Annotated in this window: 25 protein-coding genes and 4 tRNA genes; 15 read left to right on the forward strand and 14 right to left on the reverse strand. The window is 58.8% G+C overall.

The genetic code is table 11. The annotated features are described in order from the left end of the window. Nucleotides 1-4: 4 nt before the first annotated feature. From ribC to ACP5PX_RS01595, 3 genes are read right to left on the reverse strand one after another with little or no spacing between them, the layout of a single operon-like run. Nucleotides 5-466 (reverse strand): riboflavin synthase, encoded by a 462-nt coding sequence (gene ribC / locus ACP5PX_RS01585; protein WP_428083312.1) that lies wholly within the window; start codon nt 464-466, stop codon nt 5-7. Then, complete coding sequence (gene ribB, locus ACP5PX_RS01590; RefSeq protein WP_428083314.1) at nt 463-1,143, reverse strand: 3,4-dihydroxy-2-butanone-4-phosphate synthase; 681 nt, start codon at nt 1,141-1,143, stop codon at nt 463-465. Before ribB ends, ribC begins: the two co-directional genes overlap by 4 nt. Beyond that, nucleotides 1,140-1,802 carry a DUF120 domain-containing protein gene (locus ACP5PX_RS01595; protein ID WP_428083316.1) on the reverse strand — a complete coding sequence of 221 codons (663 nt, stop codon included), beginning with the start codon at nt 1,800-1,802 and terminating at the stop codon, nt 1,140-1,142. Before ACP5PX_RS01595 ends, ribB begins: the two co-directional genes overlap by 4 nt. A gap of 177 nt (nt 1,803-1,979) precedes the next feature. Here ACP5PX_RS01595 and ACP5PX_RS01600 point away from each other — a divergent pair, with 177 nt between their 5' ends. From ACP5PX_RS01600 to tsaA, 5 genes are all read left to right on the forward strand, one after another. Continuing rightward, complete coding sequence (locus tag ACP5PX_RS01600) at nt 1,980-3,194, forward strand: phosphoglycerate kinase (RefSeq protein WP_428083379.1); 1,215 nt, start codon at nt 1,980-1,982, stop codon at nt 3,192-3,194. A 3-nt stretch (nt 3,195-3,197) separates the two neighbouring features. Continuing rightward, on the forward strand, nt 3,198-4,523 hold the full coding sequence (locus tag ACP5PX_RS01605; RefSeq protein WP_428083318.1) for an FAD-dependent oxidoreductase: 1,326 nt from the start codon (nt 3,198-3,200) through the stop codon (nt 4,521-4,523). 9 nt (nt 4,524-4,532) lie between these two features. Beyond that, a complete protein-coding gene (locus ACP5PX_RS01610; RefSeq protein WP_428083320.1) occupies nt 4,533-5,090 on the forward strand; it encodes a hypothetical protein in 558 nt (185 codons plus the stop codon). 60 nt (nt 5,091-5,150) lie between these two features. Further along, a tRNA-Gln gene (locus ACP5PX_RS01615) sits at nt 5,151-5,287 on the forward strand. Between the two features lie 100 nt (nt 5,288-5,387). After that, nucleotides 5,388-5,813, forward strand: a complete 426-nt coding sequence (gene tsaA / locus ACP5PX_RS01620; RefSeq protein WP_428083322.1) for a tRNA (N6-threonylcarbamoyladenosine(37)-N6)-methyltransferase TrmO — start codon at nt 5,388-5,390, stop codon at nt 5,811-5,813. Here the strand turns inward: tsaA and ACP5PX_RS01625 are convergent. Then, a complete protein-coding gene (locus ACP5PX_RS01625) occupies nt 5,760-6,575 on the reverse strand; it encodes an ATP-binding protein (RefSeq protein WP_428083324.1) in 816 nt (271 codons plus the stop codon). The two genes, tsaA and ACP5PX_RS01625, sit on opposite strands and share 54 nt — an antisense overlap. After that, nucleotides 6,545-6,907, reverse strand: coding sequence for a hydrogenase nickel incorporation protein HypA (gene hypA / locus ACP5PX_RS01630; protein ID WP_428083326.1), 363 nt, complete (start codon nt 6,905-6,907; stop codon nt 6,545-6,547). Before hypA ends, ACP5PX_RS01625 begins: the two co-directional genes overlap by 31 nt. A 195-nt stretch (nt 6,908-7,102) precedes the next feature. On the opposite strand from hypA, the gene ACP5PX_RS01635 reads away from it, so the two are divergent. After that, a tRNA-Gln gene (locus ACP5PX_RS01635) sits at nt 7,103-7,235 on the forward strand. 85 nt (nt 7,236-7,320) lie between these two features. Here ACP5PX_RS01635 and ACP5PX_RS01640 read toward each other — a convergent pair. The 4 genes from ACP5PX_RS01640 to ACP5PX_RS01655 form a co-directional block, all read right to left on the reverse strand. Further along, a complete protein-coding gene (locus tag ACP5PX_RS01640; RefSeq protein WP_342811272.1) occupies nt 7,321-7,554 on the reverse strand; it encodes an Lrp/AsnC family transcriptional regulator in 234 nt (77 codons plus the stop codon). A 56-nt stretch (nt 7,555-7,610) separates the two neighbouring features. Next, nucleotides 7,611-7,802, reverse strand: a complete 192-nt coding sequence (locus ACP5PX_RS01645) for a transcription elongation factor NusA (RefSeq protein ID WP_428083328.1) — start codon at nt 7,800-7,802, stop codon at nt 7,611-7,613. Between the two features lie 94 nt (nt 7,803-7,896). Then, the gene (locus ACP5PX_RS01650) at nt 7,897-8,595 is read right to left on the reverse strand and encodes a TraB family protein (protein WP_428083330.1); all 699 of its coding nucleotides are present in this window, start codon (nt 8,593-8,595) and stop codon (nt 7,897-7,899) included. Beyond that, nucleotides 8,588-9,247, reverse strand: a complete 660-nt coding sequence (locus ACP5PX_RS01655; protein WP_428083332.1) for a 2,5-diamino-6-(ribosylamino)-4(3H)-pyrimidinone 5'-phosphate reductase — start codon at nt 9,245-9,247, stop codon at nt 8,588-8,590. The genes ACP5PX_RS01650 and ACP5PX_RS01655 overlap by 8 nt, the downstream gene beginning before the upstream one ends. 478 nt (nt 9,248-9,725) lie before the next feature. On the opposite strand from ACP5PX_RS01655, the gene ACP5PX_RS01660 reads away from it, so the two are divergent. Next, nucleotides 9,726-10,961 carry a homocitrate synthase/isopropylmalate synthase family protein gene (locus tag ACP5PX_RS01660; RefSeq protein WP_428083381.1) on the forward strand — a complete coding sequence of 412 codons (1,236 nt, stop codon included), beginning with the start codon at nt 9,726-9,728 and terminating at the stop codon, nt 10,959-10,961. A gap of 133 nt (nt 10,962-11,094) precedes the next feature. Here the strand turns inward: ACP5PX_RS01660 and ACP5PX_RS01665 are convergent. Beyond that, nucleotides 11,095-11,168, reverse strand: a tRNA-His gene (locus tag ACP5PX_RS01665). 209 nt (nt 11,169-11,377) lie between these two features. Here ACP5PX_RS01665 and ACP5PX_RS01670 point away from each other — a divergent pair. The 5 genes from ACP5PX_RS01670 (at nt 11,378) to ACP5PX_RS01690 (ending at nt 16,126) form a co-directional block, all read left to right on the forward strand. Further along, entirely contained in the window at nt 11,378-13,621 is a 2,244-nt protein-coding gene (locus tag ACP5PX_RS01670; RefSeq protein WP_428083334.1) for a xanthine dehydrogenase family protein molybdopterin-binding subunit, read from the forward strand. Between the two features lie 83 nt (nt 13,622-13,704). Continuing rightward, on the forward strand, nt 13,705-13,920 hold the full coding sequence (locus ACP5PX_RS01675; RefSeq protein WP_428083336.1) for a Trm112 family protein: 216 nt from the start codon (nt 13,705-13,707) through the stop codon (nt 13,918-13,920). Nucleotides 13,921-14,014: 94 nt separating this feature from the next. Then, nucleotides 14,015-14,911: a cation diffusion facilitator family transporter gene (locus tag ACP5PX_RS01680; RefSeq protein ID WP_428083338.1), complete on the forward strand. Its 897-nt coding sequence runs from the start codon at nt 14,015-14,017 to the stop codon at nt 14,909-14,911. A gap of 541 nt (nt 14,912-15,452) precedes the next feature. Beyond that, complete coding sequence (locus ACP5PX_RS01685; RefSeq protein WP_428083340.1) at nt 15,453-15,716, forward strand: AbrB/MazE/SpoVT family DNA-binding domain-containing protein; 264 nt, start codon at nt 15,453-15,455, stop codon at nt 15,714-15,716. Continuing rightward, nucleotides 15,713-16,126, forward strand: coding sequence for a putative toxin-antitoxin system toxin component, PIN family (locus ACP5PX_RS01690; protein WP_428083342.1), 414 nt, complete (start codon nt 15,713-15,715; stop codon nt 16,124-16,126). The genes ACP5PX_RS01685 and ACP5PX_RS01690 overlap by 4 nt, the downstream gene beginning before the upstream one ends. Nucleotides 16,127-16,388: 262 nt before the next feature. Here ACP5PX_RS01690 and ACP5PX_RS01695 read toward each other — a convergent pair. Further along, a tRNA-Phe gene (locus ACP5PX_RS01695) sits at nt 16,389-16,558 on the reverse strand. 143 nt (nt 16,559-16,701) lie between these two features. On the opposite strand from ACP5PX_RS01695, the gene gatD reads away from it, so the two are divergent. Continuing rightward, on the forward strand, nt 16,702-18,042 hold the full coding sequence (gene gatD / locus ACP5PX_RS01700; protein WP_428083383.1) for a Glu-tRNA(Gln) amidotransferase subunit GatD: 1,341 nt from the start codon (nt 16,702-16,704) through the stop codon (nt 18,040-18,042). Nucleotides 18,043-18,048: 6 nt separating this feature from the next. On the opposite strand, the gene ACP5PX_RS01705 is transcribed toward gatD, so the two are convergent. After that, nucleotides 18,049-18,954 (reverse strand): AEC family transporter, encoded by a 906-nt coding sequence (locus ACP5PX_RS01705; RefSeq protein ID WP_428083344.1) that lies wholly within the window; start codon nt 18,952-18,954, stop codon nt 18,049-18,051. Nucleotides 18,955-19,133: 179 nt separating this feature from the next. Between ACP5PX_RS01705 and gatE the strand changes: the two genes are divergently transcribed. Both gatE and glmS read left to right on the forward strand, forming a co-directional pair. Continuing rightward, complete coding sequence (gene gatE / locus ACP5PX_RS01710; RefSeq protein ID WP_428083347.1) at nt 19,134-21,032, forward strand: Glu-tRNA(Gln) amidotransferase subunit GatE; 1,899 nt, start codon at nt 19,134-19,136, stop codon at nt 21,030-21,032. 51 nt (nt 21,033-21,083) lie between these two features. Next, a complete protein-coding gene (gene glmS, locus ACP5PX_RS01715) occupies nt 21,084-22,886 on the forward strand; it encodes a glutamine--fructose-6-phosphate transaminase (isomerizing) (protein WP_428083349.1) in 1,803 nt (600 codons plus the stop codon). On the opposite strand, the gene ACP5PX_RS01720 is transcribed toward glmS, so the two are convergent. Together ACP5PX_RS01720 and ACP5PX_RS01725 are read right to left on the reverse strand one after the other, a co-directional pair. Continuing rightward, the gene (locus tag ACP5PX_RS01720) at nt 22,887-23,834 is read right to left on the reverse strand and encodes an aminopeptidase (RefSeq protein ID WP_428083351.1); all 948 of its coding nucleotides are present in this window, start codon (nt 23,832-23,834) and stop codon (nt 22,887-22,889) included. 11 nt (nt 23,835-23,845) lie between these two features. After that, nucleotides 23,846-24,160 (reverse strand): hypothetical protein, encoded by a 315-nt coding sequence (locus ACP5PX_RS01725; RefSeq protein WP_428083352.1) that lies wholly within the window; start codon nt 24,158-24,160, stop codon nt 23,846-23,848. Nucleotide 24,161 lies beyond the last annotated feature (1 nt).

Raw genomic sequence — 24,161 nt, forward strand, 5'->3', positions numbered from 1 at the left:
TTTATCACCTCCTCAGGGGTCCGGCGTCCGGGCCTCCTTCCCTCTGCCCGGTGCCGGCCAGTTTGGTGAGCTCCTCAGGTTTGAAGAGCAAGCGATAAACGTTTCGGGCATGTTCGCGCGCCCGGTTCTCGGCCAGGATGGCGAGCTCCTTCTCACTCTTGGCCTCGTCGGCAAAGACGAAGACCTCGATGATGTGCTTGTTGGTCAGCAGCTGGGCCATGATGAGACCCAGCGAGGCCTCGTGGGCGCACTGCTTGTCGATGGGTTCGGCGCCCGGCATCCCGAAGACCATCACGATGTCGTTGCCCTCATCGAGCAGCTTCTTGGCCTCGACCGGCAGGTCCTTGATGCCGGGCACGGTGCGGCGCTCCACCTTGACGCTGCAGAGCTGCTTCAGCTCGTCGATGGCGGCGCCGGCCATGTCGTAGCGCGCGAAGGTGGTATCGACGATTCCAACCCGTTTCATTTTTCCAGCTCCCTAATCACCTCGGCACCGTCGAGGAACTCGATGCCCTGCTTTCTCCCGTATTCCCTTGCCTTTTGCCTCGACAGCGCCCGGTGCGTCTGAGCGTCGAGCATCTCGCAGATAGCCACCACCGGCGTGACCCCGGCGAGCTCGGCGAGGGCGGTTACCAGCTCCGTGTGTCCCTTCCTTTCAGCGACTAGCCCGTCAGCAGCGCGGAGGAGGTGAACGTGTCCTGGGGTCCGGAATTCCCTGCCGAACTCCCCGGTCAGGTCACAGTCGGCGGCCCGGGCGCCCAGCTTCCCGAGTTCGTTGATGGTCAGCGCCCGGTCCTCGTCGGTGACGCCAGTAAACGTCCGGCGGTGATTCACGGTGATGGAGAAGGCGGAGCGCTCGTCGTAGGGTATGTCGTTGGGCCAGGCCGTTTCTAGAACCCTGAACTTTGATCTGGCCTCACGGTAGATGTCGGTCAGGTAGGGCAGGCCGAAGCTGTCGGCAATCTTCGGGTGGAGCGCCACGCAGATCAGCCCTCCGGCGTCTCGCCTCATGGTGGCCACGTGGTGGGGCTTGACGGCCTCGGCTAGGATCACCAGATCGACCTCATTTTCCCGGTCCTTTGAGTCGTGCAGGAGTAGAAATTCCCCCTTTCGCAGGGCTTCCAAGGCCCGTTCGATGCTCACAGGAACACCTCCACCTTGATCTGATCGCCGTCCTTAAGGCCCACGGTCTTCCTCAGGTTCTCCGGGGCGATTATCTCCAGGATGTCCTTATGATGGCTCCGGTTGGGGATGACCACGGCGCTGTCCACGCCCTTTATCTTGGAGGGAAAGAGCTTCACCGGCCCGAAGGTCCTCTCACTGGTGCTGAACCCGGCGACCTGCTTGGAGGGCAGCCGCGTCAGCGTTTCCTTTAGCTCCAGCGAGGACCGGTCGAGCTTGATGTCCAGCGTCCCCGAGTAGGGCAGAAAACCGAGCTCCCGCTGGAACTGTTTCGAGTAACCCGGGTGGCCCACGTAGTAGCTGCCCTCGCCCACCCCCGTGACCACCGTCCCTGATAGGACGATTTTGGCCGGCTCCTGGGTGAGAATTCTCCCCAGCTCCTGGTGCAGCGCCCGTAGCGCCGACAAGCCCGCCGAGGTTATCCGGAGGAACTGCCCCCGGGGCTCCACTCGGCGCGAGATCAGCGATTGTTCTTCGAGCTCGGCCAGCTTTCTTATCGCGGTCTGTTTTGACACACCCAGCTGGCGGGCCAGCGAGGCGGAGGAGACCCTGATTTCTTCCCTGGTCGCCCCCTCCTTCGCCAGGAGCATCAGCATCTCAATCCAGGTCTTTTCCGGCAAGTTTACCTCTATCACTGGAGCGCGTGCTTCCTTTTTAAATCTTTCCAAAAAAGGAACGCGTCTAAAATTTGGAACGATATGGCGACGGGTAAATTTTACCTGTGTATCCCTGCCAGCAAACTTTAAGAGCCGCTTGAGAAAATGACGTTGGGTGATTGAATAGAGGACTTACCCACCCTGGATGAGGCTGATGTTAAGGAAAAGACCGTGATCGTGAGAATTGATATCAACTCCCCGATGGATCCCGTTACCGGTAAAATTTTGGATGACACCAGGATCAAGGCCTCGGCGGTGACGATAAAGGAGCTGGCTGCCAAGGGCGCCAAGCTGGTGCTGCTGGCCCACCAAGGCCGGCTGGGTGACGACGACTTCACCACCTTGGAGCAGCACGCCGAGCTCCTCAGCCAGGCGACGGGCATAAAGATCAAGTACCTGAAGGACCTTTTCTACGGCGAGCCCGTGGCCCAGGCTATAGAGGAGATGAAGCCCGGAGACGTCATCCTGCTGGAGAACGTTCGCTATCTGGCCGAGGAGCCGGTGGCCCGATCGATGGAGGAGCAGGCCAAGACCCGGTTGGTCCAGAACCTCGCCCCGCTGGCGCAGATTTTCGTCAACGATGCCTTTGCCGCAGCTCAGCGACCTCACGCTTCGATTATCGGGTTTGCCGCGGTGCTGCCCGCCTATGCCGGAAGGGTGATGGAGAGGGAGGTCAAGGGGATGTCCCGGGCGCTGAACCCGGAGCACCCCTGCGTCTACATGCTCGGCGGGGCCAAGGCCGAGGACACGATAAAGATCCTAGAGCACTCGCTCAAGAAGGGGCTGGTGGACACGGTCCTCACCGGCGGAATTCTGGCCAACATCTTTCTCATGGTTTCGGGAAAGGACATCGGGGGACCGAACGTCAAGTTGATTACGGACAAGAGCTACATCAAGCTGGTCGACCGCGCCAGGGGCATTTACGCCGACCACGCCCACCTGATTAAGACCCCGCTTGATTTCGTGGTCGACGTTCAGGGCAAGCCCAAGGTGATTGCGGTGGAGGAGCTGCCGATGAATGTGGAGCTGCTCGACGTGGGACCCAAGACAGTTGCCTATTATTCCAAGTTTCTGGCCGAGGCCAAGACAATCGTCGTCAAGGGGCCGATGGGCGTCTTTGAGCGCAAGGGTTACGAGCGCGGGACGCTGGAGCTCTACCGGGCGGCGGCCAACTCCAAGGCCTTCAAGGTCTTCGGCGGCGGTCACACGGTCACCATCGTGAACGAGGCGGGACTGGCGAGCAAGATCGACCACGTGAGCACCGGTGGCGGCGCGGCCGTGAGCTTCCTCTCCGGAGAGCCGATGCCCGGCATCGAGGCGCTGCTCTATTCCAAGCGACGTCGGCAGGGGGGATAGTCTTTGCGGATAGTCATCGTCGGCTTTCAGTCGGCCGGCCTGACCGCGGCGGCCACGGCTAGACTCTACAACCGCGAGGCCGAGATCACCGTTATCGAGAGAAGGACCTATGCCACCTACCACCCCTGCGGCCTTCCCTTCGTCATCGGGGGCGAGGTGGCGACCCTGCAGGACTTGGTGGAGGCAATGCCGAGGCTCCAGGGTGTCGAAGTGCGCTTGGGAGCGGAGGCCAGGTCCATCAATACCGAGGAAAAGACGGTTACGGTACTTGACCTCAGGACGGTTCGGGAGGAGAAAATCCCCTACGACAGGTTGATACTGGCCACCGGCAGCCGGGCCCTCAAACCGCCGATTCCCGGCGTTGATCTAGATCACGTTTTCACTTTGCGGACCATTGAGGACGGGGAGAGGATCCTTGCGGCGCTGCCACGGGCAAAAAGGGCCGTGGTGGTCGGGGCCGGACCCATCGGCGTGGAGACTGCCAGCGCCCTAAAGGAACGCGGTCTTGAGGTGACGCTGGTCGAGATGCTGCCTGATGTCCTCCCCGGGATGCTCGACCCGGACATGGCGGAGATTGTTGCCGAGCGCCTAGTAAAGTCGGGAATCCGCGTCATCTGCTCCCGGGCGGTGAAGGAGATCCGCGGCAAGGGAAGCGTCAGCTCGGTGGTTCTCGAGGGAGAGGAGCTTTCGGCCGATATGGTGGTCATCGCGGTCGGGGTGAAGCCGGAGATTGAGCTTGCCGTTAAGGCGGGGCTGGCGCTGGGGCCGACGAGGGCGATAGCGGTGGACGACCATCTTCGGACCAGCGAACCCGACATCTTTGCCATCGGGGATTGCGCTGAGGCCCGCTGTTTCATCACTGGTAGGCCGATTCGGAGCCAGCTGGCCACCACGGCCATCAGGATGGGCCGGGTCGCGGGAATCAACGCTGCTGGCGGCGATGAAACATTCGAGGGGGTCCTTAATGCCGTCGTTACTATGGCCAGTGGCTTGGAGATAGCCTCGGCCGGCTTGACCGCGGGGGCGGCCAAGGAGGCGGGAATCGAGGCGGTGTCGGCGCGGGTGAGATGTTTCAGCAAGCCCCATTACTTTCCGGGAGCCGAGCCGGTGACGATTAAACTGGTTGCCGAGAGGAGGGGACAGAGGCTGCTCGGAGGCCAGGTCATCGGCGCTGGGGCGGCGCTGCGGGTCAACACGCTGGCGCTGGCGGTTAAAAGGCAGATGACCGCCAAGGAACTTTCCAAAATTGACTACTGCTATGCACCGCCGGTAAGCGAGAGCATCGACCCGCTGGTGGTGGCGGCTGAAGCGCTTCGCCGGAGAAGGTAAGCGGATTATATGCGGCTGGTGATTGAACACCTCGAGCCGAAGCTCAGCCAATGGCTTTACATCGAGTATTCCCACTCGGCGAGGATTGCCGGGGATCTGCTGATAACCAACGTCAGGAGGGCCTCCGAACGTCGAAGGCTGTCGCGGGTTGCCTCGGTGGAGAGAAAGAGCGTTGGAGAAATATTTAGCCAGAGGGGGATTCTCCTGCTGGATCCACTGGCGCGGAAGGTGCTCTCCCCGGATGACCTCCAGGGCAAATCGGTGATTTTGATCGGTGGCATCCTGGGGAACGACCCGCCCCTGGGCCGGACGAGGGAGCTGCTCGCCAGGAAGCTGCCCCGGGCGACGAGGCGCCACATCGGCCGGCATCAGTTTGCCATCGACGGAGCGGTTTACGTTGCCCGGCAGGTGGTCGCGGGGAGGAGGGTGGAGGAGATACCTGTCCAGGTGGGGTTGGAAATTCCGATCGAGCCGGGATATTCAGTCATCCTTCCCTATGCCTTTCCCATGGTCGGAGGTAAGCCGCTGATCTCGGACGATCTCATCGATTACCTCCGGAGCCACTGAGCCCAGCGGGACGGCGGCAAAGCAAACAGATTAATGCCGGTGTTGGGAAATAATTTCGGTAGCCCGGTGGGGTAGACCGACTGGGGTCGGGCCCAATGGTCAATCCTGCGGGCCTTTGGAGCCTGCGACGGCGGAGGGCAATAACCCGCCGAATTCGAACGTCGACGGGTCGACCGAATTTCCGCCCCGGGCTACCACGAGAAAGCGATTTTTCTTTGAGCGGTCATCTTGGCGGGGTAGAAATACTGGAACATTACTCTTTTTTGCTGCCGCGCCATCCTCTAACTCGGGTTGATCATGAAGGGCGAGCTTCGCTTTGTCGGGGCCGTGGACCGGGTTGAGGGGGAGGAAACGGAGATTGTGATTTATCCCGAATTTTGCCCCGCCCTCAAGGGGATAGAGAACTACTCCCACCTGATCGTGCTCTACTGGTTCCACCAGCGGGATACACCAGAGGAGAGGCGGGTGCTTCAGGTTATCCCTAAACGGCATCCCGGGGCGCCGCTCGTCGGTGTCTTTGCCTCCCGAAGCCCGACCCGACCGAACCCGATCGGGATGTGTGTGGTGGAACTCATCAAAGTGGAGGACTGCCGGCTGCGCGTGAAGGGGATGGACGCGGCCGAGGGCTCTCCCATCGTGGATATCAAACCCTATCTGCCCCGAGCCGATTCAATCCCCGGGGCCAAGGCTCCGGACTGGATGGCCCACGGACCGAGCACCTAGTGTTGGCTCAGCAATTTTTTTCACGATGGGTTCCAAGCTCCGGGCGAAGTTGGTCTTTAGCAGCAGGTCGGGATTGCCTAAGGCCTTTTCCACTCTGGTGTCGAAGGGAAGCCGACCCAGAAGTTTGACCTCCGGTCCTACCACCGGTTGCGCCATGCCTTCGGAAGCGAGGCACATGTTTTCCACCAGGCCGAGGACCGGGACCTTGAGCTCCTGGAGAAGTTGGCTGAGCCTGGCCACGGTTTTTGCCGCTAGAGCCGACGGCGTGGTGATGATGAGAAACTCGGCCCTTTTTATCAGGCGGATGATGTCGAGGACCTCCTCGGCAATGCCGGGGGGCACGTCCACCACGAGGTAGTCAAGCTGGTCCCACCGGGTGATGGTCAGCAGCTCCACGAAGGCGTCCGAGGCCTCATCGCCCCTGAGCGGCAGCGGCCGGTCACCGATGAAGTAGATCATCGACATAAACTTGATCCCGTGAACTTCCGGAGGCACCAGCCCCCTTGCTTCCTCCGGCTTGGCGTCAGCCGCCCCTAGGATGATGTGGCAGGATGGGCCGTGGAAGTCGAGGTCCAGCAGCCCCACCTTCCGGCCGCCACGGGCCAGCAGCAGGGAAATCGTGGTCGCGATCAGGCTCTTGCCCACGCCACCCTTCCCGCTGGCGATGATGATGATCCTTTTCACCCGCCGGAGCCTCCGGTCGATGATCGAGAGGCGCGGGTCAGGCACCTTTACTTTGAGATCTTGAGGTACTCGACCCATACTCCTCTGCCTCCGATTATCTCGAAGTCCGGACTGCGGCAGCGTGGGCAGCGGATGAAGGCGTGGGCCAGGTCGGGGACGAAGTGGATGGCCTCGGCTTCCTCCTCGTTGACCTCGCCGGAGCTAGGGTTCCACTCGTGGCCGCAGGCCCGGCATCTGAGGCGCGTTTCCTCCGGCTCCAGCTTGATCTTGGCTTTTTCCAGCAGCGTGCCCTTGGTCAGCTCTTTAAGGGCATGGGCGAAGATTTCGGTGTCGACGTTTTGCAGTCTCCCCAGCTTTACCTTGGCCTCGGAAACTGACTTGGCTCCCTTCTCCTTGACCACCGCGAGCATCGTGGACACAACGGCCTCGGCTAGGGCCCATTCGTGCAGATAACCACCGCTTTAACTAGGTGAAGTACCATTTAGACGGTTTCGGAACGCCGGAGCATGGGCACTGAGTTTGTTCTCAGGGCGAGTTTCCAAAAAATGGACTAGGAAGTAGGCCAATATCAAGGCTTTTTTATCCTTTCGAAGTAGTAATCTTGTAGCCCCGTGGGGTAGACCCGCCGCTGGCGGGGCCCATCGGTCAATCCTGGCGGGCACCAGCTGGCCGCAATCTGGACCCGCTGACCCCGGTTCGAAATCGACAGCGTCGACGGGAATCCGGGCGGGGCTACCATTTTTCAGAAAAATAAGTCTACTCGCTGGAAATCGTCTGGAGAGGAGGGACAAAATTATAAAAAAAAGGAAGTCGCGCGGGGAGCTCAGACGTCGATGACGATGGCGGTGTTGGTGTCGACTACTCCCTTGATCTTGTGGATGCCCTCGACCACCGCCCGGCTCAGCGTGTCCATGCTACTGGTATCAACGTGAACGATGATGTCGTAGGGTCCGGTAACGACATGGACATTTTTCACGTCCTGCAGCTTCTTTATCTCCTTGGCCACCTGCTTCACCTTGCCGATGGCCGCGGTCACCAGGATATATGCCTGTACCACAAACTCACCTCAACGTTATCTCGCCCCGGTATTTTAAAGAGCTTTCGAGCGGAGGCTCAGAGCTCCTTTATCGCCAGCTTTTTGTGGAGCACCAGTTCCGCGGACCTGACGACGGAACCGCCCGAGCCTATCGCCCTAGCCGCCTGCCCCTTGGGGACATAGACGACGAGCTGCTCCCCTTGCTCTTCAATCCTCTCTATGTTAACCCCCAACATCGTTTTCAGTTTTTCCACAATGCCTTGATTCACTTGCTCATCTCCACGATATTTTAGGCAACTATTTATAAATCCTATCCAGACCAACTTTAAGGTAGTCTCCCAGCGAAGTTCATTTCTCAATATGTCAGCCTGCTGTGTACTCCAAGTTCAGGCCCCACCTGTTGTCCGTCAGCCGTTTCAGCTCTTCGCAGACACCAGGCACGTGACCGGCGCCTATCACGCAAACCACCCTTTTTCCGGAGAGCAGAAGGGACGCCAGCCTCATGGCCATGTGGCGATCTCTCTCCGAGATCAGGACCTCGTAGGCCCTCGGCGATAACTTCCTGAACTCCTGCAGCAGGTTTTCCACCACCTGCTCCTCGGTGAGCCGCCCCAGGTCAACGCCCTTGCCCAGCGGCAGCAGGCTGAGGATCAGATTTCCGAAGAGCCTGAGCTTCTCCCTCATCGACATCCCGCTCAGGAGCCTGTTGAAGGTGGTCCCGATGTCTTGGTCGATGAGGTGGACCTGGGCCCCGATTTCCCTGGCCTTTTGAATCGCGGTCAGCATCTCCTCTCCGGCCTCCACCCCGGTCTGGCGGGAGAATTTCCCCTGTAGCATCAGGATTAATGCGGTGAGCAGCCAGATGCCCGGGCCAGCGCGCCAGGCGTCAAGGACCCTAGTCTTGGCGCCGCGCGTCAGCGCCAGATAGCGGGCGGGGTCCAGCTCCACCGCGACGATTTCCGGGCGCTCGGTCATAATTACTTGTTCGGCCTCGGCAACGCTTTTTGGTAGAACATGCGCCACACCGACGATGGTGAGGCGGTCGCCAATTTTCTTAATCACGCTTGGCACCCGCGACCTGGTAAACCAGCAGGACGTCGCTGCCGACTCGGGAAACCTTGGAAAGCTTGAGCCTGACTCCATCTTTTACTCGAGAGAAACCGGTCCCCCCGACCAGTGTTTTTGCCTCCACCCCACCGACGATCCTAGGTGCGATGGTGATTTGAATCTCGTCCACCAGCCCCTGCGAGATCATGTCCCAGTTCAGGGTCGAGCCGCCTTCAAGCAGTAGCTTCCTGATGCCCCGGCGGTAGAGTTCCTCGAGGAGCCGGCGCAGATCAATTTTTTCACCCTCGAAGACAATTACCTCGGCACCAGCCTGACGCAGCCTTTCGACCTTTTCTGCGTCGGCCACGCTAGAGACCGCCACGATGGTCTTGGCCGAGTTGTCCAAAATTTTGGCCCCGTGAGGGATCCGTGCCCTGCCGTCAACCACCACTCTGGCTGGGTTTCTTCCCTTCACCCGGCGCACGGTCAGCGAGGGATTGTCGGCGAGGATGGTCCCCGCCCCGACCATGACGGCGTCCATCCGGGACCGGAGCCGGTGCAGGCGGGTGAGGTCGGCCGCGGAGGAAATCTTGCTGTCGCCGCCCGCGGTCGCTATCTTACCGTCCAGCGTCATCGCGGCATTCAGGATCACATATGGCCGGGGCATGTTCTCAACGAGATTTAGGTCAGCCGCCTTTTAAGGGTTTAAAGCTGGTTCAGTTATTAATCTCGCTGTTTCAAAATATTCTCCAATCTTCGGTTAAAGGTGAAATATTTTCACTATTTTCCGATTTTCCGGCACAATTTCAACGAATTCTCTTAAGTAGCACAGTGTGGTACCTCTCTCTGGGAGGTTAATTTGGAGGCGCTACAAAGCAAGGGGGTGAAAGAAATGAAGAAAAAGGTCAAAGGCGCCGCGTCCAAGTCAGTCCGCAATCGCCCGGAAGAATGGGACTAGATCAACTTGGGTTTAAGTGCTCTGTGAGCGTTAAGGATGAGGGCAGGCCTCGACCCCTGCCGCATTTTTGCAGTGGTTTGGCAAGTTTGAGCATGTGGAATTCATCCCGTGAGGTTCAATGCCTGAGACAGCCGCGATGGGTAGGTTATTTAACGAAAGAAAGCGTAGAAGGAGCGGACGATTGGCCATGACGAAGATTTACATCATCGACGTCACCAACCGGGACGGGGTGCAGACCTCGAGGATCTGTCTTTCCAAGCTCGAGAAGACGATGATAAATCTCTACCTGAGCAACATGGGCATCTTTCAATCGGAGTTCGGATTCCCCACGACCAACCACGAGGTCAATTACCTCAACGCTAACCTGAAGCTGGCGAGGATGGGTATCTTCGGTGATCTGCGTTTGGGCGGCTGGATTCGGGCCACGGACAAGGATGTGAAGCAGGCGTTCCGAAATGTTCCCGGCCTGGAGCACGTCAACCTCTCCATTTCGACATCGGACCAGATGATCCTGCACAAGTTCAAGGGGAAAATGAACCATGCGGCGGTAATCCAGGAGATGACCGAGGCCGTGGAAACTGCACGCAACCACGGAGCCAAGACCGTCGGCGTCAATGCGGAAGACGCCTCCCGGACGCGGCTGGAGTATCTGATTGATTTCGGCCTGGCGGCGAAGGAGGCGGGAGCAGACCGACTGCGTTACTGCGACACACTGGGGTATGACAGCCCCTTCACCGTTTACGAACGGGTGAAACAGCTGGCCCAGGCGATAAAGATGCCCATCGAGCTTCACTGCCATAATGACCTGGGGATGGCGGTGGCGACCTCAGTTTGCGGAGCCATGGCCGCTAACGACGCCGGTTATGACGCTTACATCAACACCTGCGTCAACGGCATGGGGGAACGCGCTGGCAACGCGGACCTAGTCTCCGTGATTCTGGCCCTGAAGTACAGCAGCGGTGTTCAGGGCAAGTACCGGCTCGATGAGAAGGTCGATTTGAAGATGGCGTGGAAGCTGTGCAAATACGCTTCCTATGCTTTCCGGGTCCCGATCCCAATCAATCAGCCTGGGGTGGGGGCCAACGCCTTCGCCCACGAGTCGGGGATTCACGCCGATGGAGCGCTGAAGGACCGGAGAAATTACGAGCTCTATGATTTCGAGGAGCTGGGCCGTGGTGAGCCCGAGGTCATCGAGACCGGTCGGGAGATCACCGTGGGGGAGTACTCCGGGATCAAGGGGTTCAGGAACGTGGCCGAAAAGCTGGAGATCGAGTTCAAGAACGAGGAGGAGGCTAGGAAGATACTGGAACTCGTGCGCTACGCCAACGTCCTGAACCAGAAGCCGCTGGTCGAGGACGAGTTGCGGTTCATCGTCCAATATCCCGAAATTTGCCGCGAAATAATGGCGATTTCCCCCCCGTGACTGACTGCGGGATTGCTGAGGTGTCAGTCCTTTTGTGTTTATAAAAAAGAAGACTTTTGAAGTAGCTATGGTTTTTTTGAAGGTTAAAAATTCAAATTACATCCGGACCATAATTTCTTAACCGATGATAAGGGGCCAGGGCCGGGATTTGAACCCGGGACGCAGGCTCCACAGGCCCGAATGTTAACCAAGCTACACCACCCTGGCCACGGATAAACTTCTCCCTTTTCTTATTTAGGCTTGAAGCCGTGAAATTTTGGGCATTCAATTTTATATAACAACCGATTTCGGCTGGGGCATATTCATGAAAAGCCAGACGTTGAGCAAACCCCAAACTGGTGCTCCCACCCGGCTAGCAGCGAAAGGTATTTTAGCGCGCCTCGTGAAGCAGAAACGGAAACTTGGAGAGACAGCGCATGAGCGTGAAGTTCTCCGTTGTGGGAAAGTCCGTCCCCAAGCTCGACGCGGTTAAGCTCGCCACCGGAAAGGCGGAGTTTTTGGATGACATCAAGCTGCCCGGCGCTCTTTCGGTAAAGCTGTTTGGCAGCACGCGCGCCCATGCCCGGATAAAGAGGATTGACGTGAGCCGGGCGGAGCGGCTCCCCGGGGTTAGGGGAATCATCACTTACAAGGACGCGCCGCGGGTGCCGTTCAACCCGGGCGTATATTACCTCCTACCCAAGGACAAATACCTCTTCGATGAGAAGGTGCGCTACGTCGGGGAGCCGGTGGCAGCCGTGGCGGCGGTGGACGAAGACACCGCCGAGGAGGCGCTCTCACTGATCGAGGTTGAATACGAGGAACTGCCGGCGGTCTTCGACCCGGTAGCCGCCATGGACCCCAAGGCACCGCGGATTCACCCGCAAGGAAATGTAGCCGCCCATATCGCGCGGGAGTGGGGGGATGTGGAGAAGGGCTTCCGCGAGGCCGACCATGTCTTTGAGGGCAGGTACACCACGGGGCGGCAGGTGCACGCCACGATTGAACCCCACGCCTGCGCCGCCTCTTACGAGTCAGGCAAGCTGACGATTTGGACGACGAGCCAGATCCCCTTTCACGTCCGTTCCGTGCTCTCCGAGGTCTTCGGCCTTCCCCAGCACCGAATTAGAGTGATCACTTCCTACGTCGGGGGAGGTTTCGGCGGCAAGGACGAGGTCATCCTCGAGCCCATCTGCGCCCTGATGGCTATCAAGCTTGGCGAAACCGTCAAGCTGAGACTGACCCGGGAGGAGGTCTTTCAGGCCACTACCACGCGGCATCCTTCCATTGTCTGGTTGAAGACTGGGGTGAAGAAGGACGGCACTCTGGTGGCGCGGCAGGTGAGGGCCATCCTTAACACCGGGGCCTACGCCTCCCACGGCCCGTCGGTTGCCGGCGCCATGAGCACGCGGGAACTGGGCCTGTACAGATCACCCAACGTCAGTTTCGAGGCCGATGTCGTCTACACCAACAGCCCCACCGCCGGGGCCTTCCGCGGCTACGGGAACCCGCAGCAGAGCTTCGCCGTGGAGTCGCAGCTGGATGAGATCGCCGAGGCGCTGGGAATCGACCGCGTGGAGCTGAGACTGAAGAACACCATCAGCGCCGGGGAGATAAACCCCGGCACCGGCCTGAGGATCGAGAGCTGCGGGCTGCAGGAATGCATCCGGAGGGCCACCGAGCGAATCTGCTGGCGGCAGAAGTCGCGGGACATCGAGGCGGGGAAGCTGAGGAACCGGGGCCTGGGCATCGCCTGCCTGATGCACAATAGTGGCGCCTTCCCCTACATCAAGGAGTCCTCCTCGGCAATCGTCCAGATCAACGAGGACGGGACGGTACAGGTGATGACGGGTGCGGCCGAGATCGGGCAGGGGATTACGACGACCATCGCCCAGCTGGTGGCCGAGGAACTGGGCGTGGATCTGGAGAAAGTGGCGGTCACCCGCCCCGACACCGACTTTGTGCCCGTGGACCGGGGGACCTACGCCAGCGGTGAGCTCTACATCAGCGGCCAGGCGGCGAGGCTGGCCGCCGCGGACGCCAAGCAACAGCTGTTGAGGAAAGCGGCCGAGGTGATGAAGACCAAGCCGGAGGAACTGGAGGTGGTCCAGGGCATCGTCCGGCTGAAGAAGGACCCCAAGGTCAGGAAAACGATTCAGGAAATAATTGATGAGGTGGCGATCGTCGGCAAGGCCACCTACATGCCGCCCAGCAACGCCCCAATTTTCGGTGCCATGTGTCTGGAGCTCGAGGTCGATCCCGAGACCGGGGCGATCAAAGTCCTCGATATTGTCTATGCTGCTGATGTCGGCCGGGCGATAAATCCGTTGATCGTCGAGGGACAGATCGAAGGCGGCGCGGTGATGGGTATGGGCTTTGCCCTAACCGAGGACCTGGTCCTGGACAGCGGCGGCCGCGTGATCAACCGGAACTTCACCGACTACAAGCTCTTGCATGCCTCGGACCTGCCGCGGATTGAGCCGGTCATCGTGGAATCCCTTGAGCCGACGGGACCCTTTGCCGCTAAGGGGGTGGGCGAGCCGGCCCTGGTTCCGGTAGCCCCGGCGATTGCCAACGCGATTTATCAGGCGGCCGGTGTCAGGATAAGAGACCTGCCGATCACCCATGACAAAGTGCTGAAGGCCTTGAAGGAGTTAAGTTCTCGAAAAGCGTCGGGGTAAATTAATTCCCGGTCTTTGCCAAGAAGGTCAAGCCACCTGAAATAGTTCCGGGTGGTTGGGAAATTTTTGGATCAGCGGTGCGGATGTTTTTAATACCTTGGAGCCTGAGGCCTGAATGGATTGCCATGCCGAAGCCACCGATTAACAAGGAATTGTTGGATATACTTGCCTGCCCCATCTGTAAGTCCGGGGTAAGACTGAGGAAGGGCAAGCTCGTCTGCATCCGGTGCGGTCGGGAGTATCCCCTCGTGGACGGAATTCCCATCATGCTGCCGGAAGAGGCCCGCCTGAAAAATTGACCCCCTTCCATTTCACCACCGTTATCATCCCGAAATTTTTGCTTTGGTTCGATATCCTTTTAAGCAGGGTTGACCATCCCTCTTAAGCGATTGGATGCTGAACCAGGCCGAGAGGGTAACGGTAGCGTCAATCATCGTGACGACCCTTTTGGGTGCAGTTGAGGTGGCGGTATTCCTGAGGTTTGGAATCGTCACCTTCTTCGCTGCCGGGCTGGATGCCCTCTTTGACACCGCCACCTCGATTGGGGTCCTGATCGGTCTCAAGGTCTCGGGACGTCCGGCGGATCGGGGTCACCTCTACGGGCACATGCAGGCCGAGACGCTGGTTTCACTGTTTCTCGCGGGTGCTTTAATCTTCTCCGCGGTGAGGATAGATCAGCTGGCGATCGAGAAGATCTTCGCCCAAACGCCGGCCGAAGTCAGCCCGGAGCTTTTCCTTCTGGCGACGTTTACCATAGTTTTGTTCAGCGCCCTAGCAAGATACAAGATCAAAATCGGGAGATTGTCTAGAAAAAACTCGGTGGTGGCGGACGGATATCATACCCTCTCAGATGCTTTTTCCTCGGCGACCGTGCTGGCCGGGCTGGTGCTGATGAAATGGGGATACATCTGGGCGGATGCGGTCGCGTCCATCATCATCTCCCTCGTGATTCTCCGCTGGGGGCTGGCCATTGGTTATGACGCGTTAAATGTGCTGATGGGCGCCAGCCCGGGTACAAAATTCATCTCTCGATTGAAGGACATCTGTATGGATGTCCCTGGAGTAAGCGGATGTCACAAGTGCCGGGCCCGGCGCGTCGGCTCCCGCATCCACGCGGACATGCACGTGCTGGTCGACCCCAAGCTGAGCGTCGAAGACTCGCACAGGGTTGCAACGAAAGTGGAGCGCAGCCTGAAGACTAGGATTCCGGAGCTGGCCTCGGTTGTCGTGCACATAGAGCCGGTGAGGAAAAACAGCCGTGGGAAAATGCCTCCGAGGCGCCCGGGCTGAGTTCTTGTTCTTCGCAGCCAGAGCACTAGTTTCAGCTTCTGGACGAGAACCTGAGGAAACCCCTCATCACTTGCGTCATGACCGTGATGGGGAAAAACGATAATCGGGACCTGAGTTACAGGATCAATGAACAGAGCGAGGTCTCATCGGATAGCGGGGGCCCGAAGCGGTTAATCTCAAAGAGCGGCGAATGAAGAGGATGGGCTGGAGTGTAAGGTGGTTGCAAGCTCATCAAGATGGGGCCTGATATTCTGGAAAAAGTTATTGTCGGGAGCGTCGTGAATGAGGAAATTTCAGCGCTAACTTCGGGGCATCACGTTGGTGCGGAGGGATAGAGCGCTGCTATCATTCAAATCTATCAAGCTAAATTTTAAGAACCGGGCAGGATCTGGGCAGGATTTTTGTGGTCTTTTGGGGGTTGGGTGAAGTCATGGCGCCTACGGTGCCTTTTTTACTAGGAGGGACCGCACAAATCTTGCTCGATGCAGGAATACCGATGCTTTTATATTAAAAGTAAGACTAGGCTTACTTGGTGGGATACGTGACGCTGGCCGTGACCAAGACCTCCATCAAGGGGCAATTGGTAATCCCGAAGGAGATAAGGCGGGAACTCGGGATAAAAGAGGGCCAGTTGATGCTGGTTTACGCCGCCGGCGACAGGATCATCTTGAAAAAGGTGGAAGCTCCAGAGCCGGGTCTGTTTTCAATGCTGGCCGAGCCCATTAGGGCAAAAGCCAGAGAACGGAGAGTTACCCGAAAGGATGTCGAGCGCGCGATCAGAGAGATTCGTGGGCATGCGGAATGAAGCCTGTGATAGTGGTAGCCGACACGAACGTCCTCGTTTCCTCATTGCTTTGGGAAGGAAACGAATCAAAAATCGTGGAGTTAGCGGAAATAGGAAAGATAAAGCTACTCACATCAGCTGCACTTCTGGACGAGCTAAAAAAAGTTTTGATGTACGAGAGGTTTGGCTTGGACGAAAAGACGGTTGATGATAGTGTCAAATACATTTTGACTATCTCCGACATCATCTCGCCAAAGCGCAGTGTCAGGGTAATCCATGAAGATCCGGCCGATAATGAGGTGCTGGGGTGCGCCTTGGAGGGAAAGGCAAGGTACATCGTTTCTGGTGACAAGCATCTGCCGCGATTGAAGGAATTTGGGAGAATCAAGATAGTACGCGCCAAGGAACTTCTAAACATCCTCAAGATTTAACCGTGCCAAATCCCCATGCATCGCGTGGGTTGCACTGCGCTGCCCAACATCCTCGCTTTGCTGGGGCAGAGTATGGTTTGATTTCTATCTCATTTTGTCGGTTTAATTTTTCGCGATGGCGATGGTAGGGCAACAACCGGCGTTTTGAGGGATATAAACCTAGATGGAAATTCAAACCGTGCTCAAAAATCGATCCTTGTCAATAGGCCTCCTTTGACAGAAATCCGCCGGTATCTTCCTCATTCGGTTCAGTGAAAAAAGGTGCGGGGGGAGGGATTTGAACCCTCAACATTCGGATATCAGACCTAGGAGTCTTCAGTTTTGCCCCTTGAGAGCTGTCCCCCAAGGTCCGACACTATTGAGCCAGGTTTTACCTGGTCTCCCATTTCAATCCGGTGGCGGCTTTCCACCAGATGGTTGAGTTACCCCCGCACCTTCAAATTCTCTGTAGTTTGAAGTTAAAAAATGCTACCCCACCGCTAGATGTGCGGATGCTCCACGACCAGATAAAACCGGCAGAGTTCGATAAAGGATACGGATTATAAGACCGGGCGCGATAACCTAAGCTGATGGCGATGACCGGCTACCGGGGTGAGGTGCAGAGAATTTTGCGCGCGGCGTCGGTGAAGGTGGGCGACAAGATCAAGGCGGTGAGCCGCGGCCGCACCTATGTCGGCGTCCTGATGCCCCGCACCGAGCTGGGCGATCCCGATCATCTGGTCCTCAAGCTGGACAACGGCTACAACATCGGGGTGAAGGTCGGCCGGAGCACCAAGGTGGCCTTGCTCGAGAGCCGGGAACTGCCGAAGCTGGCGGTGCCCAAACCCGCGGTAGTTCCGGACGCGAGCAAGCCTCGGGTAACGATAGTCGGCACCGGGGGAACCATTGCAAGTCGGGTCGATTACCGCACCGGAGCGGTCTATCCCGCGTTCACCGCCGAGGACATCTACAACGCGGTTCCGGAGATAGCTGAGATTGCCAACGTCAAGGTGGTCCAGGCCTGCAACGTCTTCAGCGAGCACATGATCCCGGAGCTTTGGGCGAAGGTAGCCCGGATTGTGGCCAAGGAGATCAACGACGGGGCCACGGGAGTCGTGGTGGCCCATGGCACCGATACCATGGGGTACACCGCCGCCGCGCTGAGCTTCATGCTTCAGGGATTGTTTCGCCCCGTGGTTCTGGTCGGGTCGCAGAGGTCCTCCGACCGGCCGAGCAGCGACGCCGCCCTGAACCTGATTTCAGCGGTCGCGGTCGCCGCCAAATCGGACATCGCCGAGGTGACCGTGGTCATGCACGGGTCAACCGAGGATGATCATTGTCTGATCCACCGGGGAACCAAGGTTCGGAAGTGCCACACCAGTCGCCGGGATGCCTTTCAGAGCATCAATGATATCCCTTTGGGCATGGTCAGAGAGGGCCAGATCGTGATGTTCCGCGATGACTACCGCCGCGCTGGTTCCGCGGGCCGGGTCAGGGTGCAGGACAGGCTGGAGAAGAGGGTGGCCTTGGTGAAGACTACACCGGGATTGCCCGCAAGTGTCATCAAGGGCATCATCGCTTCTGGCGACCGCGGAATTGTCCTTGAGGGCACGGGGCTGGGCCACGTCCCCCAGACCCTGTTTGAGGGCATTGAACTGGCCCAGAGAAGGAAGATCCCAGTGGTGATGACATCGCAGTGCCTCTGGGGCAGGGTCGACATGAACGTTTACTCCACGGGCCGTGAACTGCTCCAGCTCGGCGTCATTCCTGCGGAGGACATGCTTCCTGAGGTGGCTTGGGTGAAGCTGATGTGGGTGCTGGGCAGGACTAGAGATCTGGAAAGGGTTGCCAGGTTGATGCGGCAGAACCTGGCCGGGGAGATAACGCCGCGAACCCGACCCGATGCTTTTCTTAAACCTCTCTTCACGCCCGGATAGCCGCCACTATAATACCGCAAGGCCTCGCAGCGCGAAGACCGCCGCCATGCTGAGCAGCGTGGGCACGAACAGGCTCTGGGAGGTTGCCCTGACGTCAAGGTTGAACCGGGAGATGATCAGCAGGTTGGTCACGGCGGGCGGCATCAGCGCCATGATGAGGAGGGTGTTTCTCACTGCCTCAGCAGGGTTAAAAATCGCCGCCAGAATCACGGCGATAATTGGGGAGATCACCAGCCGGTTAACCGTGATGAGGCCGGTGGTGCGGTTGCCGAAGATGAGGAAGGATTCTTTAGAGAGGGGGATGACCATGCCGACCCAGATCAGGCTCAGGTAGACCGTGAGCAGGCCGAACTGATGCAGCCAGAAAAAAGCCGCCGTTTCCGCAAACCACCCCACCACAGGCTGCAGCAGCAGGCCGAGCAGGAACCCCAACAGCGGCGGGTAGGTGGCGGACCGGACTAAAACCTTTTTCTCAAACCTCCCGTGGCCCCAGTAGGAGGCAAGAAAGACCCCGACCGTGTTGTGGAGGATCATCGTGGGCAGCGAGAAGAGCAGGGCCGCGGAGAGGTCGCCGTAGAAGGCGTAGATGAGGGGGAAGGGCAGGAAGATGTTGTTGAAGAAGGTCGAGTTGATAACGACTGTCCCCAGCTCCCTTTTGTCAGACCTTCGGGAGGAGAGATAGCTCACGCCGAAGCATAACCCCACGTAGATAACCGAGAGCAGCAGGATGTTTTCCAGTGTGATTCCGGACAGGTCGGCTTTGAAAATCTCGGCGAACATCAGAATTGGCGCCATGATGTTGATGAGGAGGAACTCGAGATGCTTTGCCTTAAGACCGAACCTGACCCGGCCCAGCAGGATGCCCAGCAACATCAGCGAAGGCATCAGCACAATGTTGGTTAAGTCGCTCAATTCATCCCCCCCATCGATACTAATGCTTATGTTGGTGAAATCATAGTGAATAAGAATCCCTCTGCTGATAAGGTTATTTCTGGAGATTTTCTCCGATGGCGGATCCGTTTTCAGCGATTGGAATCCCGCTGGTACCGCAACCCCTTTACTAAAATACCTCTTCAGCAAAGATGGATTTGATGGGAAAAACGGACATCGATTATCGCGGGATAGGGCTGCGCGTGGGCTTTGAGATCCACCAGGAGCTGGAAACGTCCAAGCTCTTCTGCAGCTGTCCCTCCCGGCTCCGTGACGATGTCCCGCGCCTGCAGGTGAGGCGGAGGTTGCGCCCGACCCAGAGCGAGCTGGGCGAGGTCGACCGCGCTGCCCTTGCCGAGGCGATCAAGGGCAAGGCCTTCAACTATCAGGTTTACCCCGACACCGTCTGCTTGGTCGAGCTTGATGAGGAGCCGCCCCACCCGGTGAATGAGGAGGCGCTCGATATCGCGCTCGAGGTAGCGCTCCTGCTTGAAGCCAGCCCTGTCGACGAGGTCCACGTGATGAGGAAGATCGTCATCGACGGCAGCAACACCTGCGGCTTCCAGCGGACGATGCTTGTGGCCACCGATGGCAGCCTCATGATCGACGGCAGGAAAATCGACATCCCGACGATATGCTTGGAGGAGGATGCCGCTAGGAAGGTGGGTGAGAACGGCGAGGTGGTGGAATACCGTTTGGACCGGCTTGGAATTCCGCTCATCGAGATTGCCACCGGACCGGACTTTACTGACCCGGAAAATCCGGCCAAGGCGGCGCTTTACATCGGGCAGTTGCTTCGCGCCACCGGTCGGGTGAAACGTGGTCTGGGGACCATCCGGCAGGACATCAACATCTCCATCGCCGGTGGTGCCCGCCAGGAGATCAAGGGGGTGCAGGAGCTGGGCCTCATCACCACCGTGATCGAGCGGGAGGTGCAGCGGCAGCTGGCGCTTCTTGAGATTCGTGAGGAGCTGAAGCGGCGCGGCGCGAGGGGAGCGGAGAAAAGAATAGTCGAGGTCACGGAGTTCTTCTCGAAAACCGGTTCCAAGCTGATTCAGAGGGCACTGGCGGCGGGAGGTTCGGTGCTGGCGTTGAAGCTGGAGAAGTTCGCCGGTCTCCTCGGCAGGGAGCTTCAGCCCGGGCGAAGGTTTGGAACCGAGCTGTCTGACCGGGCCAAGACCTACGGCAAGGTCGGTGGAATCTTTCACACTGACGAACTTCCCGGCTACGGCATCTCCGCCGAGGAAGTAGCCCAAGTGAGGCAGAAGCTAGGTGCCGGAGAACTGGACGCCGTGGTGCTGGTCGCAGAGCGGAGAGAGAAAGCGGTGGCAGCTCTCGAGGCGGTAGCGGATCGGGCCAATGAGGCGCTGGCCGGAGTTCCCGAGGAAACGCGTCGGGCTTTGGAAGATGGCAACACCGAGTTCATGCGTCCCCTGCCCGGGGCCAGTCGCATGTATCCCGAGACGGACATCCCGCCCATCCCGATAACCCGAACCAGGATTAAAAAAATCAGGGGCCAGCTCCCCGAGCTGCCGGAGAGGACGCGGGGCAGGCTCGTGGAAAAATACCGGCTGAGCCAGAACTTGGCCGAGCGGCTGAGCCTTTCCGAGAACCTGAGCTTGTTTGAGGAGCTGGTAGCAGAGACAAATGCCGACCCGACCTTGGTGGCGGCAACTCTGGAGGAGACCCTCGTCAGCCTGCGCCGCGAGGGGATCAAAGTCGAGGGGATAACCAAGGAGCTGCTGCTGGAGATGTTCCGGTGGGTGGCGGACGGAAAGCTGGCCAAGGAGGCTGTCCCCGAGGTGCTCAGGCTGGCGGCGCAGGGCCTTGGCGTTCCGGAGGCAGTGGAGAGGCTCGGGCTCTCCCGGCTCAGCCCCGAGGAATTGGAAAGGCTGGTCGCCGCGACCGTCGCCGAGAATCGGAAGCTGGTTCAGGAGAGAGGGATGAATGCCGTTGACCCGCTCATGGGCCTTCTGATGGCCAAGGTCAGGGGAAGGGCCGACGGAAGATTGGTCCATGAGCTTTTGAGAAAGGAGATTGAAAATTTCCTCAACACCTGAGCTACCCGCGTTTATTTTAATTTATAGTCACCAGCATACTTGGGTAGTCGGATGTGCGGCATCGTGGGTTATGTCGGCAACCGGCCAGCGGCGCCGATACTACTGGAGGCGCTCAGGCGTCTGGAGTACCGGGGCTATGATTCCGCCGGGATGGCCACGGTATCAGGAAGATTGGTCGTCAGGAAAGATCGGGGCAGGATTGCCGACATTGATCGGAAGCTGAAGCTTGTGGAGATGCCGGGCAAAGTGGGCGTGGGGCACACGCGCTGGGCGACTCACGGCGAACCCTCTCAGGTCAACGCCCACCCTCATGTTGACAACGCGGGTAAAATTGCCGTGGTTCACAACGGAATTATCGAGAACTATTTGGAGATAAAAAAATTCCTTCAGGACCATGGTTTTCGTTTCGTCTCCAAGACGGATACCGAGGTTGTTCCTCACTTGATTTCCTTTTTCCTCAACAAGGGCGGGAATCTGGAGGAGAGCGTCAGGCGGGCGGCTAGGAGGCTGCGGGGAAGTTTCGCGCTGGCGGTCATCAGCGCCGAGGAACCCGATAAGATAATCGCGGTCCGCCAAGATAGCCCCCTGATTCTCGGGCTCGGCAGCGGGGAGATCTTTTTGGCCTCCGACATCCCCGCAATGCTCCAGCACACCAACCGCGTGCTGATTTTGGAGAACGGCGAGATGGCGGTCCTGACCTCGGATCGCGTCGTGATTCGGAAGTTCGGCTCCGGCGCTGAGGTCAGGAGGGAGCCGATGGTGGTCAAGTGGACGGCGGAGATGGCGGAGAAGGGCGGCTATCCCCACTTTACCCTAAAGGAGATCTTTCAGCAGCCCGAGGCGGTCCAAGACACCCTGCGGGCACCGCCGGAGGAGCTGAGGAGGCTGGCTAAATTCCTCACCAACGCCCGGCGGGTTTATTTCGTCGCCTGTGGCACCTCCTACCATGCCGCGCTGGTGGCGAAATATGCTTTGGCCAAGCTGGCCGGTTTCCCGGTCGAGGTGGTGATTTCGTCCGAGTTCGGCGAGATCGGCAGCGTCGACGGCAAAACGGCGGTGCTGGCCATCACCCAATCAGGCGAGACGGCCGACACGCTGAAGGCGGTTGAGGCGGCCAGGGCTGCCGGGGCGCGCGTGGCCTGTCTGACTAACGTGGTCGGTAGCTCGATAACTAGGATGAGCGACCTCGTCTGCTGCACCCATGCGGGTCCCGAGGTCAGCGTGGTGGCGACGAAGACCTTCGCCGCCCAGGTCGCCTATCTGCTTCGGCTCGCCGTCGAGGTTGCCGCGGCGCGGGGTCGCTCGGGGCCGCGGTGCCGCCGACTGGCCTCCGGGTTGAAGTCCCTGCCCGAGATTATGCGGAAGAATTTGGCAGAACTCGACCCGAGAGTGAGGAGGCTGGCTAGCCGTCTTCTCCGCGCCGAGCACATCTATCTCATCGGCCGCGGCATCGGCTACCCGCTGGTTCTGGAGGGGGCGCTGAAGCTCAAGGAAATAACCTATATTCATTCCGAGGGCATGCCGGCGGGAGAGCTCAAGCACGGGACGCTGGCGTTAATTGAGGAAGGAACCCCGGTGATTGCGGTGGTACCGCCAGGAGGGAGCCGGGTAAAAATAGTCAGTAACGTTGAAGAGGTAAAGGCACGGGGAGCCCATGTGGTCGCCATCGCCGACAACGGCAAGGATCTTGAGGGTCACGTTGATGAGTTGATTTCCATCCCGCACACGGAGGAGCTGTTCAGCCCGCTACTCTTTATCATCCCGCTGCAGCTGCTCGCCTACCACATCACCGTGGCTAGAGGTCAGGATCCTGACCGGCCCAGGTCGCTGGCCAAGTCGGTCACGGTTGAGTAATTAGACCAGCAGTCGGCCCGTTTCCATCAGCAGTTTTCCGTCCAGCGTGACGGTGGGGTTCTTGAAGATACCGTCGATGTGAATGCCCGCCTTCACCCGGCCGCCGAAGGTGGAGTTGTCCCCGAGCGCCACGTGGCAGGTTCCGAGCACCTTTTCGTCCTCCAAGACCTGTCCAATCAATCGAGCCTTGGAGTTGGTGCCGACGCCGAATTCAGCCAGGTTCCGTGCCTTTGGTCCGGCCTCGTCCAGCATTTTCGTCAGTTTTCTGGCGGCGGACCCGGATATTTTTTTGGCCATTCCCTTCTCGATGATGATTTCAGTTCTCCCGGTGGTGGTGTCGATGATGGAGCCGTCGACGACCACCCTTCCCTCTCCGGTTCCCTCCACTGGGGCGATGAAGGCCTCCCCCGCCGGAAGATTGCCGAAATCTCCCGGTCGGTGGAAGAGGCCGGTGTCGGGATGGGTCTTCCTTCCCTTAATGCTGAAGCTGAGTTCAGTACCGGCCTCTGTAGTGACCTCGACTTCTGAAGCCCGGTCGAGGAGAGCGGCGACCTTTTTAGTCAGCCGGGCCACTTCCTGATAGTCGGCCAGCATAGCCCCTTGCTGCATCATCTCCTCGGTGATGCCCGGCATGGTGGCCACCCTGGCCCCGGCTGCGCAGGCCCTCTTGCGCGCCTGGGTATGGGTAATGGAATAAGTGGTGGGTGCAATGACCACGTCAAAATAGGTCATCGCGAGCGCCACCGGTTCAGGCGGTTCCTGTCCGTGTCGTTGACCAACCGGCATGCAGATTAACGTCACCGCCGTCCCGCGCTCCCGGGCAACATCCGCAATTGTTTCCGCGATTTTCATTTTAGGCGGGTCGGTAACGATAAGGACAGTTTCTCCCCTTCGAATCCTCAGGCAGGTGTCGACCACAATTTTGGCGCCGCGGATCATGGGGTTCATGAAAATACCCGCTAGATAAGTCCCGCCTTGAACAGTTCCTCACGAAAAGCCGAAAGAATCTCGCGAATGGCCCCTTCCTCAGCCGCGTGGATCTCGATGTAGCCATTCGGGAACAGCAGCAGGTAGTTGCCCCGTTTGAGGGTGAATTTTACCACAGTCTTCTTGGAGGTGGTGATGGACTTGACGTTGGGGAGCCGCTTCAGGACCTCGGTGATGTCCAAGGTCTTGTTGATTTTTGAAATTGCCCGCACCGACTTTATCTTGGGAACTTCGAAGATATCGTGAATGCGCGGCATCTCACTTACAGATGGGCTGTTTTCCTCCACC

Source organism: Hadarchaeum sp. (SeqCode) (genome assembly GCF_049969415.1).
In the GTDB taxonomy this organism is placed as follows: domain Archaea; phylum Hadarchaeota; class Hadarchaeia; order Hadarchaeales; family Hadarchaeaceae; genus Hadarchaeum.